Here is a 15,890-nt window from a genome sequence, read left to right as displayed (position 1 = left end):
TACAACATAAGATAGACATAGGGGGAATACAAATTGCTGAAATACGATGCAGGACAAGGAGAATGGAGTAACTGGCTGGTAACTGAAACGGGGTTTGATCCGGCTCATCAAGGGAAAGGCGAGGCTGTGCTTTCACTTGGAAACGGCTACATGGGGCTTCGCTCCGCAACGGACGAAAATTATGTTGGACAGGTACGGAACTGGTTCGTGACTGGAACGTTCAATAAATTTGACGAGCATGAAGTAACAGAACTCCCCAATGCAGCAGATGTGACGGAGCTTTCAATCACTCTTAATGGGGAAACCTTCAGCTTGGAAAAAGGAAGAACGATTAGCTACAGTCGTCAACTGAATCTCAAGAACGGTGAGCTGACCCGTAATGTAGTCTGGCAGAGCCCGACAGGAGAAAGCTTTGATCTTCAATTCCGCCGCTTTGTTTCCTTGAGCAACCGTCATCTGGTTGGTTCATCCGTAAGCATCAAGCCACTGGATGGACAAGCGCATGTTCACATTGCGTCCGGTATTAATGGACAATGGACGAACTCGGGTGCGCAGCATTTCACGGAAGGCGAAAAACGGATATTTGAAAAGACTTATATTCAAATGACGTCAACGACGACACAATCGGCAGTTGATTTTGTAACCAATACGGTGCACCACTGGCAGCTGAATGGTGAAAAGGTTGAGCCGGAATTGCGTCAAACGATGGGACGCCGCAAGGTAGGTATTGAAGGCACATTGACCGTGGAAGCCGGACAATCGGTGACACTGGAGAAAATCTCGAATGTGCATACCAGCCGTGATCTGGTTTACAGAGACGGTGGATATTCACTGGAGCAAATGCGTGAATCGGCGCTGACAGAGCTGAAGCAGGAATCACAAAAAGGGTATGATCAGCTATTTCGTGAAAGCGCTAACGCCTGGGCGGATACCTGGTCCACGTACAACATTGAGGTGGACAGCACAAGCGGATATGACCAGCTTGCCATTCGTTTTGCCATTTACCACCTCGTCATTATGACACCTGCTCATGATAATCGCATGGGAATCGGCGCCAAAGGGTTAAGTGGCGAAGGGTACAAGGGACATTCCTTTTGGGATACGGAAATCTTCATCCTTCCATTCTTCATCTACAGCAACCCCAAGATCGCAAGATCCTTGCTGGAATATCGATATCAGGGGTTGGATGGAGCCAGAAGCAAAGCCAAGGAGAACGGATTCGAAGGAGCCATGTACCCATGGGAAGCTGCCTGGATCGAAGATGGCGAAGTTACACCGGTATGGGGAGATGTAGATATCGTAACCGGCGAACAGACGAAAATCTGGTCGGGCTTCATTGAACAGCACATCACCTCCGATATTGCTTATGCCGTTTGGCATTATGTGCAATCTACCGGGGATGAAGCGTTTATGGATCAATATGGTTACGAGATCATTTTTGACACAGCAACGTTCTGGGCCAGCCGTCTGGAGTGGGATGAGGCCAAGGGCCGCTATCACATCAATGAGGTTGTTGGACCGGATGAATATAAGGAACATGTGGACAACAATGCATTCACTAACCATATGGCTCACTTTAATATGGAGCTGGCCATTCAATATTTTGAGAAGCTTCAACAGGAGAAACCAGAGTTGCTCAAGGCATTGTCGGCGAAGCTTGATCTGACATCTGCTCGGGAAGCATGGAACAAGCTGGACCAGATGTATCTGCCAGGGCCAAATGAGCAAGGACTTATTCCACAAGATGATACTTACTTGCAGAAGAAAGTCATTGATCTTACTCCTTATAAAAATCAGACCAAAGTCGCCAGCATCTTCAATGACTACAACCTGGATCAGGTTGGTGAAATGCAAATTTCGAAGCAGGCTGACATCATGATGCTGTTCTTCCTGCTTGAGAATAAATTCGAACCGGATATCAAACGTGCCAACTACGATTACTACGAGGAAAAAACGTTGCATGATTCCTCATTGTCCCTGTCGACGCACAGTATCCTTGCCAGTGACTTCGGTAACCGTCCGCTCGCTTACGATCTGTTCCGTCGGGCGTCCGAGATTGATCTGGGACCGCATATGCACTCTTCGGATGCAGGCATCCACTCCGCTTCTCTGGGCGGAATATGGGAATGTGTTGTGATGGGATTTGCCGGAGTTCGTATGTTGGATGGTCAGCTTCACCTCGATCCAAAGCTGCCTGAGTCCTGGAGCAGCCTGAAATTCCCGCTCTACTGGCAAAACCAGTTGTTGCATATCACAATCACGCCCGAGGGTATTCTAATCGAGAGTGATGCAGAGGAAGAAATTTCTCTCCTTCTGTCCGGTCAGCAAGTTACTTTCAGCAAACGGTTTCAAACCTTGGTTTAATATAAATCCATGTGGGAGGTCATTCAAATGAAAAAAGGGTCCGCAAGTTTGGTCATGATGCTTGTTTTGGTTTTGGTATTGTCTGCTTGCTCTTCAGGTGGAAGCAACAGTGCGGAGGGAGGCAAAGCAGAAAAAGTGAAGCTTACCTTCTCGGTTTGGGGAGATGTCAACTCCGGTGCGGATGAAGTAAAACTTGCTGAAGAGTTTAATGCGGCACATCCGGATATCGAAGTGAAGTTTGAGCCAATTCCAAGTGAAGGTTATGGAACGAAGCTCACTACATCCCTGGCAGCCGGTCAAGCACCAGACGTATTTCTGGTTGGTGAAGGCGACTACTACAAATACGTTGATAAAGGTGTAATTGAACCACTTGATGATTATCTGAGCAAAGATACTTCTTTTAATCTGGATATTTTCCAAAAGGATCTGATTGAAAATATGAAAATCGAAGGCAAGCAATACTATTTGCCTAAAGATTTCAACCCACTTGCCCTGTGGTACAACAAACGCATGTTTGACGAAGCGGGAATCCCTTATCCAACAGATGAGTGGACATGGGATGACATGATCGCAACTGCACAAAAACTGACCAAAAAAGATGGTAATAAATATACGCAATTCGGATTCAATGCTGGTAAATGGGAATATCCAATCTATACGTACCTTTGGGATTACGGTACAGACATCGCGAATGAGGATGGAACGGCTGCTGAAGGTTACATGAACAGTGACAAAACGATTGCGGCAATGGATCAATACGTTTCCTGGTCTCAAGGAGATAGCCGTGTATCCCCGACACCACTGGATTCCGAAACACTTGGCGGAGATTCATCGATGTTCATGACAGACAAGCTCGCCATGATGATTACAGGTCGTTGGATCAAGGGTGATCTCGACAAATCCGATGTTCAATATGGTTCTGCACTGATTCCACAAAATACGGACGGTACTCGTTCAAGCATCATCGCAAGTGCGGGTTGGGCGATTAACGCAGCTGGTAAAAATAAAGAAGCTGCATACGAACTCGTGAAATGGCTCTCGGGCACAGATGCACAGAAGCTTCGCTCTGCGAACGGTAAAGTATTGCCAGCAACTGTGAAAGAACTGGACGAAGTCAAAGCCAAAGAAGTAGCAGACAAACCGGTCATCGAAATGATGGATTATGCTAAAAAACCGGTAACCATGCGTTCTACAAACGGACCTGTGTTTGTTGAAGAATTCACCAAGGCACTGGAAAAAGTGCTGCTTGGCAAACAGGATGTCAAAGGCGCTCTGGATGAAGCTGCGAAGAATGTTGACAGCAAAATCAAGTAAAAACCATGCGGGTGAGTCGGCGGCCATGCTGATTCACCCTCTTCATCAAGGAGGCAGCTATGCGTAATTCTAAATCCGAGCGTGCCGGGTATTGGTTCATTTTACCTTGGCTTATAGGCTTGTTGCTCTTTACCATTGGTCCAATGTTGTTTTCCCTGCTGCTGGCTTTTAGCAAATGGGATATTATTACCGGCGTAAAGTCGATCGAATGGGTCGGTCTGGATAACTTCAAAACGATGTTCCATGATGAGCTGTTCTACCAATCGTTGAAAGTTACCTTTATTTTTGCGTTGGTATCCGTACCGCTGTATCAAGTAGCTTCTCTGCTAATCGCCTTGCTGCTGAATATGCGGAACAGAGGCATGAAATTTTTCCGATTGATCTATTTCATGCCATCTGTTATTCCGGCTGTAGCGGCATCCATGATGTGGATTATGATTTTCAATCCGGAATATGGGATTCTGAACCGTGCGCTTGGCTTTTTCGGAGTACAGGGGCCGGCTTGGCTTCAAGACCCGAGCTATGCACTGGGCGCACTGATTGTCATGGGGTTGTGGGGTGTCGGCAACACGATCATCATTTATTTGTCCGGCTTGCAGGGAGTTCCCGAAGAGCTGTATGAAGCTGCCAATCTGGATGGGGCGGGACCATTTCAAAGGTTCTTCAACATTACATTGCCTATGATTTCTCCAACGGTTTTCTTCAACGTTATTATGGGTATCATCGGCGGATTCCAGTATTTCACACAAGCATTTGTTATGACCAACGGGGGACCGCTTAACTCGACCCTGTTCTACAACTTGTACCTGTACAATAAAGCTTTTACCGATTTTGAAATGGGTTATGCTTCGGCACTCTCTTGGGTATTGTTCATCATCATTCTGGCGTTTACGTTGCTGGTCATCCGCAGTTCTTCGATGTGGGTCTATTACCAGGGCGATAACGAAAAGGATTGAGAGGAGGACAAATGATGAATCAAGCAACGACACGGAAACCGGTCTACTCGAAACTATTCTCTATGCTCATGCTTCTCGCTGGTGCGGCCGTCGTGCTGATCCCGCTGTTATGGACGTTTGCAACGTCTCTTAAAACGCCTGCCGAGGTGTTCAAAGATGATTTTTTTCCGGCTGTATGGATGTGGTCCAACTATAAAAATGCCGTTCTGGCCATCCCGTTTTTTACATTTTTGAAAAATACGCTGATTATTCTGATTCCGGTATTAGTCGGTACCGTGTTCTCGTCTGCCCTATGTGCGTATGGTTTTGCCCGGTTTAATTTCCGCGGCAAACGCACGCTGTTCCTGGTGCTGCTGGCGACGATGATGCTGCCTTCGCAGGTAACGATGATTCCGATGTTCATCATGTTCAAGGAAATCGGCTGGGTTGATACATTTTTACCACTCATTATTCCTGCATTCTTCGGGGGCGGGGCATTCAACATCTTCCTGATCCGTCAATTCATGCGCGGTATTCCGCGGGATCTCGATGAGTCCGCTTTTGTGGACGGAGCCAACAAAATGCAGATTTTCACCAAAATCATGCTGCCGTTGTCTATGCCGCCGCTGATTGCTGTTTCTATCTTTACCTTTATGGGTGTATGGAATGACTTCCAGGGACCGCTCATTTATCTGAACTCCAGTGAGAAATATACGCTGGCTCTCGGATTGTCCATGTTCAAAGGGCTTTATAACGTGGAATGGAACATGCTGATGGCTGCGACGATGCTGATTATGCTTCCACCACTTATTGTATTCTTTGTTGCACAAAAATACTTTATTGAAGGCATTTCCATCTCTTCTGCAATCAAGGGCTAATCGTCCATATTACAGAAGAGATAAGCGGTGAGCCAAACCGCAGAGGAGGACAACCATGGCCACATTAACAAGCAGACATCCATTTAATTTGTATTATAACGCAGGTGAATACGTAAAAATTTGCGGTACCCAGGACGGATATTTTCCTGATTTCGGGCATCATATGGCTAACGAAATGGGCGGTGTATGGCTTCATCCGATCAAGCTGCTGGACGGTTTCTGGCTGAAGGTAACCGATCTCGATCGCAACATTGCCGTATGGGCAAGGGCAGACGGATTTACAAGCGAATCATGGGGTGGAAGCCGTTTCGATTATGATCATGGTTTGAGTCACATTCCGGTATCCATCGAACGCAGTCAATTTGCCCCTGATTATGAAAAAGGCATGGTCGCAGAGTATGAGATCAGCGCTTACGGCAAAGGAACAACCCGGCTCAAGCTGGAACTGCTGTCACGTACCGATCTACGTCCGGTCTGGTATTCCGATGAGATCGGAATCATCCCAGGAGTGGGTGAAACGGCAGAAGCCATTTCTTCACGCAAGGTCATCGTAAAAGATGACGCCCAAGACTGGTATGCCATGATTGGCAGTGACCTGCCGGGAACGGAAATGACAGTTGGGCCTGAGATTTATGGACCGGAACTGACGGCAGGCAAAGGCACAGGGATTTCTTTTGTAACAGAGTGCTCGCTGGAGGAGAAGGATGTGTTCCGCTTCCGGTTATTTGTTGCCGGGTCAGAGTCGTCCCGTGAAGCTTGTGAGCAGACTTATGCAGTCATTGAACGTGACCACGTTCGTTTGAAAGAGCAGAAGCAGCAGTTCTACGATAAGCTGGATCAGCGCTCAGTGCTTACCATTGAAGGTGAAGATGAGCTGAACGAGCAATTTGCCTGGGTGAAGCGCAATAATCAGTGGCTGGTACAGCAAGTGGACGGAATCGGTCGCGGATTGACGGCAGGTGGACCCACGTATCCGTGGTGGTTCGGCTGTGATAGTACGTATGCGCTTCAGGGTGTGCTTGCTACGGGAGACCATCAATTGGTGCGTGATACGCTGAATTTGTTGCTGGAGAAATCGAAAGAAGCAAATGGTAATGGACGTTTTGTGCATGAAGTGACTACGATCGGAGCCGTATCTAATCGCGGAAACACGCAGGAGACGGCACACTATATCGCCTTTGTATGGGAAATGTTCCTGTGGACGGGGGACGATGCACTTCTGCGCGAGCATTACGACTACTGTATTCAGGGCATCGACTGGCTGCTGGACGAGATGGATCCGGACGGAGATCTGTTCCCTTCCGGTTACGGTATCATCGAGATTGCCGGCTTGAATATGGAGCTGATTGATAGTGCCGTATATACAGCGAAGGCTCTTCAGGCGCTAGAGCACATGAGTCTCTATTTGGGTGAAACGAAGCGGCACCAGACCTATCAAAAACTCGCGGAACAAGCGGTACGCGCGGTGAATGATGTGTATTGGTCCGAAAAAGATAGCCTTTATGCGGATGCGGTTGCACCTATTTCCGATATTGTGCCCAAGGTGGATTACATGGTTTCTCTCGCTGAAAAGCAGGGGATCACAGACTACCGGGAGTACGTGGAAGGATTGTTGGCTGATGCGGGAGACGATCAGAATGATCGTGGCTGGCTGCTGAACAAAAACTGGGTTATTGTTACGCCGATGGAAGCGGGAATTGCCGATCAGGATAAAGCACAGCGTGCTCTGGAAGCGATGCGGAACCGGGACTTCATCGGTGAATACGGTACTTATCTTGCTGCCATGTATCAACAGGGTACGATGACAATCTCTACCGGAGCGCATGCCGTTGCCGAAGCGGCTTACGGGCATCCGGATCACGCGCTGGATTTGCTGCGCCGGATGGGGAAAAGCTTCTCACGTGTACTGCCGGGTTCGTTCTCGGAGATGTCCCCGGACTACGGCTGTGTAGTGCAGGCATGGACGATCTATGCATTTGCCGTGCCTGTAGTACGGCATTTCTTCGGAGTTCAGCCGGAAGCACAAAAGCGCCAGTTGACGATATCACCTGTATTGCCACAGGCGTGGGCTGACAAGAAGTGCAGTCTGGAGCATCTGATGGTAGGCGAAGCAGAGTTCAATATTCATTTTGAATCCCGTGAGGGCAAACGGGTTGCGAGCATTTTCAACGAATCAGGCTGGACGGTCGTTCTGGACTGGAAGGGTGAGAGACGGGAAAGCAACGAGAAACGAATTGAATGGCAACTATAATGTTCAACTAAACATTTACACGATAACGGAGAGGGCAGAAATAACCTGAAGAAGCAGCGCGTTCGCCTTTATCCCCGGATTTTCCCTTCTGAGAAGGATATCAAAAAAATCTCGGGATAACAGCGATCGAAAGGTTGTTCTGTCATCGTAGTGGCCAGTGTAAATAACTTTTAGTTGAACTTATCTAGAGCAATGACATGGGGAGGAACGGAAAGATGAAAGGGAACGGAGCACTTCAAGCCGTTATTTTTGATTTGGATGGTGTCATCACCGATACGGCAGAGTACCATTATGTTGCATGGAAGCAGCTTGGAGAAGAGCTGGACATCCCGTTTGACCGCGAGTTCAACGAGCAGTTAAAGGGCATTAGCCGCGGGGAATCGCTGGAGCGCATTTTGCGTCTGGGTGGTAAAGAAAATACGTATTCGGCAGAGGAAAAGGAAGAATTCGCAAGCCGTAAAAATGAACATTATGTATCGCTGCTGGACTCGCTGACACCGGAACACACCTACCCTGGAATTCGGGAATTGCTGCTTGAGCTGCAAGCCTCCGGCATTCCGGCGGTCATCGCCTCCGCGAGCAAAAACGCACCCCAAATTTTGAAGGCGCTGGAGCTGGATTCGCTGTTCCGGTATGTGGTACATCCGGATTCGGTACCACACGGCAAACCCGCACCTGATCTGTTCCTGCGAGGAGCAGAAGAAGTGGGTGCTGACGTGAAGGCCTGCATCGGCATCGAGGATGCGCAGGCGGGCGTTGAGGCCATCAAAGCCGCAGGCATGATCGCTGTGGGTATTGGCGAAGAAGCTGTGCTCAAAGGTTCCGGAGCGGACGTGGTGTTGAAGGATACGACACAGCTAACGCTGTCTTTTCTGGTAAGCACATTGAGAGAGAACTCGCTGAAAGAAGTTTAATGAAGTAAAGTAATGCGAGAAAGGGGAGATGCAGCATGAACCGGGCGTGGTGGAAAGAAGCCGTTGTGTACCAGGTCTACTGGCGGAGCTTCCTGGATGCGAATGGGGATGGCATCGGGGATTTGCAAGGCTTGATGCTCAAGCTCGACTATATCAAAAGTCTAGGTATTGATGTCATCTGGCTTAATCCGATTTATGAATCACCGGATAAAGACAACGGGTACGATATCGCTGATTATTACCGCATTATGGCGAAAGCCGGAACGATGGAGCAGTTTAAGCAGTTACTGGACAAGGTCCATGAACTGGGCATGAAGCTCATTATGGATCTGGTGGTCAATCATACATCAGAGCAGCATGCATGGTTTGCGGAATCGCGTTCATCCGTCGATCATCCGAAACGGGACTGGTATATTTGGAAGCCGGGTAAGACGGATGGCCCGCCGAACAACTGGCGTTCCTATTTCGAACCGTCGACATGGACTTATGACGAGCGGACAGGGGAGTATTATTTCCATTCCTTTGCCAAGGAGCAGCCTGATCTGAATTGGGAAAATGCTGAACTGCGTCAGGAGATTTATCGGATGATGCGTTTCTGGCTGGATCAGGGCATTGACGGCTTCCGCATGGATGTCATTAATTTGCTGGCCAAGCTGGAAGGCTTCCCGGATGCGGAGCACCCGGAGCATATTGATTATCTGGGCAATAATCCGGGCATTCATGAATATTTGCAGGAAATGAACCGGGAGGTTCTCCAGCATTATGACATCATGACTGTGGGGGAAATTCCGTTTGTCACACCAGAGGATGGCCTTCTGTATGTGGGGGATAACCGGAAAGAGCTGCATACATTATTCCACTTCCAGGTGGCAGATGACATGCCTACATGGGATCTGGCACGGTACAAGGAAATTCAGGAGAGCTGGTACGAAGCGTTCCGCAATGAAGGATGGAACTCCCAGTTCCTGAACAATCACGATCACACACGACAGGTTTCAAGGTACGGCAATGATGGACAATACCGTGTGGAATCAGCCAAACAACTGGCGACCATGATTCATACCCTTCCGGGCACACCGTACATTTTCCAGGGAGAGGAGATCGGCATGACGGGTGTCCGGTTCTCTTCCATTGATGAATATCATGATATTGCCATGAAGAACAAGTATAAGGAAGAGATAGGCAAAGGCCGTGCGCCAGATGAAGTGCTTCGCAGTCTTCAGCCGCTGAGCCGGGATAATTCCCGCACACCAATGCAGTGGGACAGCACCAAGCACGCCGGGTTTACCGAAGGTCAGCCTTGGATGCAGGTGAATCCCAACTACGAAGAAATTAATGTGGAGCGGGATTTGGCCGCGCAGGACTCCATATTTGCATATTATCAGCAACTGATCGCCCTGCGTAAAACGCACGCGGTTATGGTCTATGGAGATTATCGTGACCAATCGGCAGGGGAAGAGCATGTATATGCCTATAGCCGCAGTCTGGATGGAGAGACATGGCTTGTCATTCTCAATCATTCGGATCAGGAGCAGTCCTATCGTCTGCCTGCTTCATTCGCTGATCGAACCACGAGTGCCCGCTTGGTCATTGGCAATCTGAATCGGCCAACCTCTGATGAGGTTAGTACTGGCACCCTTCGTTTGCTTCCTTACGAGGCACTTATTTACGCCCTATAAACCATCGCAAGTTAACTTAGCCTGACGGGGATTTCCCCGTCGGGTTCTTTTTTTATAAAAAAAGGTACACAAAAGATACACAATGAACTAAAATAAACTTATATGAACATTATCTGACTCACGAAAGGAATGGATAAATGATGCAAAACCGATATGCTGCACACCCGAATGAAGTAAAAACGTATGATACTGCCCGTCTGCGCGAGGAATTCCTGATGGAGCAGCTGTTTGCAACAGATGAATTGGTGACGGTATACTCTCATGTAGATCGTTATATTGTAGGAACGGCTGTACCTCAAAGCAAGGATATCGCACTTGAAGTGAATCTGAAGGATATCGGAACGAACTTTTTCCTGGAGCGTCGTGAAATCGGTATCATTAATGTTGGAGGCCACGGAACCGTGACAGCTGACGGTCAAGGATACGAGATCGGTGCAAAAGAGTGCCTATATATCGGCAGAGGTGTAAAAGAAGTTGTATTTAAGAGCAACGGCAACGAACAGCCGGCCCAGTTTTATTTTGTATCCACACCTGCGCACCATACGTATCCTACGCAAAAGGCAACCCAGGAGCAGGCTCAGCCGAACCATCTCGGCAGCATTGAAAGCTCTAATGAACGGACGATTTATCGCTATATCCACCAGGGAGAAGGCGGGATCCAGAGCTGCCAGCTGGTGATGGGCATTACGGAACTCGACAAGGGCAACATGTGGAACACCATGCCTGCACATACCCACAACCGCCGTTCCGAAGTATACTTGTACTGGAACCTGCCGGAAGATGGCGTCGTATTCCACATGATGGGCGAGCCAAACGAAACACGGCATCTGGTTGTACGTGACCGTCAGGCCATCATTTCCCCAAGCTGGTCCATCCATAGTGGTGTCGGTACGAGCAGCTATACCTTCTGCTGGGCAATGGCTGGTGAAAACCAGACGTTCGAGGATATGGACGGCGTGGCAATGAAGGACCTGAAATAATAAATTACAAATATCTTTTTTAAGTTGAACTCAAGAAGACACGAGAACGGAGGGGACAGAAAGGACCTGAAGAAGCGAAGCTAAAAGCATTCTGGAAAGAAAGCTGCTTCGGAAGCATAAGCTTGTCTTTATCACCGGATTTTCCCCTTGAAGAAGGGGATCAAAAAAATCTGGGGATAAGAGCGATCGGAAGGTTTTCTGTACCTGAAGTGTTATGTGTTAAACTTGTTACCTTAATAAAGATGTATAGGAAGTTGATCTGTGATGAATCCATTGAAAAGACATGAAAAAATTATGGAGGCTCTGCTGGAACGGCAGGAAGTCACCGTCAGTGATCTGAGTGAGCTGCTGCAGGTGACGGGCAAAACTGTACGAGAGGATCTCGATAAGCTGGAAAGTATGGGATTGCTCGTACGTGTCCATGGAGGTGCGATGCTGGCTCAGAACGACCAGTATGGTATTCTTACGAGTCGTGGAGCAACGGAAAAGCATCATTCCGAGAAAACGGAGATTGCCGAGCGAGCTCTTGCGTATATCCGCCCAGGAGATATTGTTGCGTTGGACGGCGGAAGCACCACACTGGAGATGGCGAAGCGCCTGGACAATCAATCGATTACTGTGGTTACCAATGATCTGTTCATTATTGCGGAGCTGACCAAAAAGGAACAGGTGCGGCTGGTTGTGCCAGGCGGAGCAAGAGTGCGCAATATGCTGGTGGGAGACGATACGGCGGCCTTCATTTCCGGGCTTAACATTCATAAAGCGTTTATCTCAACGACGGCACTTCATCCTGAATTTGGACTTTCCATATACACAGGAGATCTGGTTCCACTGAAAAAAGCAATGATTTCTGCTTCTCAGCAGGTCTATGGCGTCGTGGATCATTATAAATTTGGACAATTTGCCCTTCGGACCTTTGCACACTGTTCGGAGCTGGATTGCATCATCAGCGACAGTCGTCTGGATGAGGAAACAGCAGCCCTATACAGGCAAAATGGCATCGAAGTGGATTATCAGAGCTGACCTTCAGTTCCACAGTGGTTACGTGACTGCCGAAGCTGAAGTACAGGGTTTGTATACCAATTAAGCATGCGGAGGAATCATTCATGAACCCATTTGATTTAAGCGGACAAGTTGCACTTGTCACTGGTACATCGGGAGGACTGGGGCAAGGAATGGCGATTGGCCTTGCTGAAGCCGGGGCAGATGTTGTGCTGGTGTCTTACTCCAATCCATCGGAAACAGCGCGTGCCATTGAAGCTCTCGGACGTAAAGCCTATGTGATTGAAGCTGATTTGAGCCGTGAGGATGAACTGACCGGGGTGTTTGAGAAGGCATTAGCCTTTCAGGGAAGAATCGATATTCTGGTCAACAATGCGGGAATTATTCGTCGCACGCCTGCAGCTGACCACGGACAACAGGATTGGCATGATGTCATTGGTCTTAACCTGAATACGGTATTTTTCCTGAGCCAATTGGCCGGCAGACATATGATTGAACGCGGGAGCGGCAAAATCATCAACATTGCATCCATGCTGTCCTATCAGGGCGGAATTAACGTACCGGGATACACGGCCAGTAAACATGGGGTAGCCGGTTTAACGAAAGCACTCGCGAATGAGTGGGCAGGTAAAGGCGTTCAGATCAACGGGATTGCACCAGGCTATATGGAAACAGACAATACAACTCAGATTCGCGCCGATGAAAATCGTTACCGTGACATCACGGCACGGATTCCGGCTGGTCGCTGGGGAACACCTGAGGATCTGAAAGGACCGGTGGTATTCCTGGCATCGGCGGCTTCGGATTATTTGAATGGTCACGTACTGAATGTGGATGGCGGCTGGATGGCTCGTTAAACCTGCGAGCGTCCGATTGCAAAGGAGGCAGTGACATGAAACTTGGTATTCTTGCGCATACGTTTGGCAAACAGCCTACAGCACAGCTTGCACAGACCATCGCGGATAACGGATTTAATTCGGTACAGCTGGCATTAGCCAAGGCGTTGTCGGATGTGGATTCAGGCAATGGCAAGCTGAGCCCTGGACTGGCGAATGAGATCGGAGATCAATTCGCACAGCGCGGGGTCAAGATTGCAGTACTGGGTTGCTACATTAACCCGATTGATCCTGATCCGGTGGCACGTCGTGCAGACATGGATCGATTCAAGGAACATTTGCGCTATGCCCGGGATTTTGGTTGCAGCATGGTGGCAACGGAGACCGGCGGCCTGGATACGTATCACGATACTCATCCGGATGGATATGAAGAAAAGGCGTGGTCGGTGCTGCGGGAGACGGTAGAGGAACTGGCGGAAGAGGCAGAAAAGTGGGGCGTTCATGCGGCGATTGAGCCTGTGTCAACCCATACGCTGCATACGCATGAACATATGATCCGCCTGTTTGAAGAGATTCCTTCATCCAATCTAGGCATGCTGTTCGATCCTTGTAATCTGATCAAACAGCCGCATGTGGCTAACCAGTCTGCATTCCTGCGTGAAGTGATGGAATCCCTGTATCAGCGCATCATTGTCATCCATGCCAAAGATGTGGCTTTCAATGCGCAAGGGGAGAAGTTCAATCCTGTGCCCGGCGAGGGCATTTTAGATTATCCGTTATTTTTTGAACTGTTAAAGACCTATAAACCACACATCGATATTTCACTAGAAGGGGTAACGGCGGAAGAAGCTGTTCCAGCGGCCAAGCATTTACGTGAGATATGGAATGGGGTTCGGGTATAAACGGTAATGAGTGAGGCATCAGTCCAGTAGATGATAGTTGCAAACAATTCGGAGAACCTTTGCGGGAGCAAAGGTTTTTTTGGTATAGCGTTCGTAAGCCATCCATAATTAACATTTCTCATCGGAAAAATCGGAAATAATTCTTTTCAAAAGCGACATCTTGTGAGAGAATATGGAAAACATACGCCATCATGCCATGACATCTAGGGATTTGCCAAACCGTATAAGTTAAGGGAGGAAACAGATTTATGTCAAACGAGCGTGAGCTTTCATTTGAAACATTGGCAATTCATGCAGGCCAGGAGATTGATCCGACCACCCATGCACGTGCTGTACCGTTGTACCAAACAACATCCTACGGATTCCGTGATACGGAGCATGCAGCCAATCTGTTTGGATTGAAAGAGTTTGGCAACATCTATACCCGTCTGATGAACCCGACCACGGATGTGTTCGAACAACGTATTGCTGCGCTTGAGGGAGGCGCTGGTGCTTTGGCTACTGCTTCCGGTCAGGCAGCGATTACGTTCTCCCTCTTAAACATCGCAGGTGCCGGAGACGAGATTGTTTCCGCAGCAAGTCTGTATGGGGGAACGTACAACCTGTTCTCAACCACACTACCGAAACTTGGCCTGGATGTAAAGTTTGTAGATTCCAGCGATCCGGAAAATTTCCGGGCGGCGATTACGGATAAGACCAAAGCATTGTACGCGGAAACGATCGGTAATCCGCAAGGCAACGTACTGGACATTGAAGCCGTGGCAGCTATTGCTCATGAACATGGCATTCCTTTGATTGTAGACAACACATTCCCAAGTCCATATCTGCTTCGTCCAATCGAGCATGGAGCTGATATTGTCGTTCATTCGGCCACCAAATTTATTGGCGGTCACGGTACATCCATTGGTGGTGTTATTGTGGACAGCGGCAAATTCGACTGGAAAGCGAGTGGCAAGTTCCCGGGACTGACAGAACCGGATTCCAGCTACCATGGCGTGGTGTATACGGACGCCGTTGGACCAATTGCATATATTATCAAAGCTCGTGTGCAATTGCTGCGTGACTTTGGTGCTACGATCTCACCTTTCAATTCATGGTTGCTCATTCAAGGACTGGAGACTCTGCATCTGCGTGTAGAACGTCATAGCAGCAACGCGCTGGCTGTGGCGCAATATCTGGAGAAGCATGAGGATGTGGAATGGGTCAGCTACGCTGGTTTGCCAAGTCACCCTTCCTATGAGCTGGCACAGAAGTATTTGCCGAAAGGCCAGGGAGCCATTCTGACCTTTGGTATCAAAGGCGGCGTTGACGCGGGTCGCAAATTAATTGAGAGTGTCAAACTGCTCTCTCACCTTGCTAACGTGGGTGACTCCAAGTCACTGATTATCCACCCGGCAAGTACGACGCACCAACAGCTGACAGAAGATGAGCAGACTGCAGCAGGCGTTAATCCGGAGCTGATTCGTTTATCTGTGGGTACAGAGAATATTCAGGATATTATTTACGATCTGGAGCAAGCCATTAAAGCAAGTCAGCAATCAAGCGTTAGTGTTTAATTCATAACGTTAATAAATTAAATTCACACGGGCCGCTTGTCCTTATGGACGAGTGGCTTTTTTTATTTTATACCGAAGGTGGGGAATACCCATTTACAAATGCAAAGCACAGGCATATAATAAAGCAAAAGTTGTATTGGGTAAAAATAATTGCATAAGTACAAAAATGATTATCATTCTCATTTGATTGCCATGCTGCTGCGGGATTCCCGCAGCAGCATGTGCCATTTTTAGGGCATTAACAATGGCTCTCATTCTCAATACGACAACATTCAGGGA

12 protein-coding genes are annotated in these 15,890 nt (G+C 48.4%); all 12 read left to right on the top strand.

Features of this window, described 5'->3' with window-relative positions:
- Positions 1-33 precede the first annotated feature (33 nt).
- Complete coding sequence (locus Q0V21_RS17165) at positions 34-2,364, top strand: glycoside hydrolase family 65 protein (protein ID WP_301879835.1); 2,331 nt, start codon at positions 34-36, stop codon at positions 2,362-2,364.
- Positions 2,365-2,391: 27 nt separating this feature from the next.
- A complete protein-coding gene (locus tag Q0V21_RS17160; protein WP_024631407.1) occupies positions 2,392-3,678 on the top strand; it encodes an ABC transporter substrate-binding protein in 1,287 nt (428 codons plus the stop codon).
- Between the two features lie 59 nt (positions 3,679-3,737).
- Positions 3,738-4,634, top strand: a complete 897-nt coding sequence (locus Q0V21_RS17155) for a carbohydrate ABC transporter permease (protein ID WP_024631406.1) — start codon at positions 3,738-3,740, stop codon at positions 4,632-4,634.
- A 14-nt stretch (positions 4,635-4,648) separates the two neighbouring features.
- Positions 4,649-5,491 (top strand): carbohydrate ABC transporter permease, encoded by an 843-nt coding sequence (locus Q0V21_RS17150; RefSeq protein WP_024631405.1) that lies wholly within the window; start codon positions 4,649-4,651, stop codon positions 5,489-5,491.
- A 55-nt stretch (positions 5,492-5,546) separates the two neighbouring features.
- The gene (locus Q0V21_RS17145) at positions 5,547-7,742 is read left to right on the top strand and encodes an alpha-L-rhamnosidase-related protein (protein ID WP_301879834.1); all 2,196 of its coding nucleotides are present in this window, start codon (positions 5,547-5,549) and stop codon (positions 7,740-7,742) included.
- A 215-nt stretch (positions 7,743-7,957) separates the two neighbouring features.
- The gene (gene pgmB / locus Q0V21_RS17140; RefSeq protein WP_079350089.1) at positions 7,958-8,656 is read left to right on the top strand and encodes a beta-phosphoglucomutase; all 699 of its coding nucleotides are present in this window, start codon (positions 7,958-7,960) and stop codon (positions 8,654-8,656) included.
- A gap of 35 nt (positions 8,657-8,691) precedes the next feature.
- The gene (locus Q0V21_RS17135; protein WP_301879833.1) at positions 8,692-10,335 is read left to right on the top strand and encodes a glycoside hydrolase family 13 protein; all 1,644 of its coding nucleotides are present in this window, start codon (positions 8,692-8,694) and stop codon (positions 10,333-10,335) included.
- A gap of 140 nt (positions 10,336-10,475) precedes the next feature.
- Positions 10,476-11,315, top strand: a complete 840-nt coding sequence (kduI, locus tag Q0V21_RS17130; protein ID WP_024631400.1) for a 5-dehydro-4-deoxy-D-glucuronate isomerase — start codon at positions 10,476-10,478, stop codon at positions 11,313-11,315.
- Positions 11,316-11,579: 264 nt separating this feature from the next.
- Entirely contained in the window at positions 11,580-12,338 is a 759-nt protein-coding gene (locus Q0V21_RS17125) for a DeoR/GlpR family DNA-binding transcription regulator (protein ID WP_079350087.1), read from the top strand.
- Between the two features lie 83 nt (positions 12,339-12,421).
- Complete coding sequence (gene kduD, locus Q0V21_RS17120) at positions 12,422-13,174, top strand: 2-dehydro-3-deoxy-D-gluconate 5-dehydrogenase KduD (RefSeq protein WP_053779016.1); 753 nt, start codon at positions 12,422-12,424, stop codon at positions 13,172-13,174.
- Between the two features lie 35 nt (positions 13,175-13,209).
- Positions 13,210-14,055 carry a sugar phosphate isomerase/epimerase family protein gene (locus Q0V21_RS17115; RefSeq protein WP_301879832.1) on the top strand — a complete coding sequence of 282 codons (846 nt, stop codon included), beginning with the start codon at positions 13,210-13,212 and terminating at the stop codon, positions 14,053-14,055.
- 248 nt (positions 14,056-14,303) lie between these two features.
- Entirely contained in the window at positions 14,304-15,611 is a 1,308-nt protein-coding gene (locus Q0V21_RS17110; protein WP_079350085.1) for a homocysteine synthase, read from the top strand.
- The last annotated feature ends 279 nt before the right edge of the window (positions 15,612-15,890 follow it).

The organism is Paenibacillus sp. 11B (assembly GCF_030487755.1).
GTDB classification, from domain to species: domain Bacteria; phylum Bacillota; class Bacilli; order Paenibacillales; family Paenibacillaceae; genus Paenibacillus; species Paenibacillus vandeheii.
Note: the sequence above shows the minus strand (reverse complement) of the source record. Positions and strands in the feature narration are given on the sequence as shown.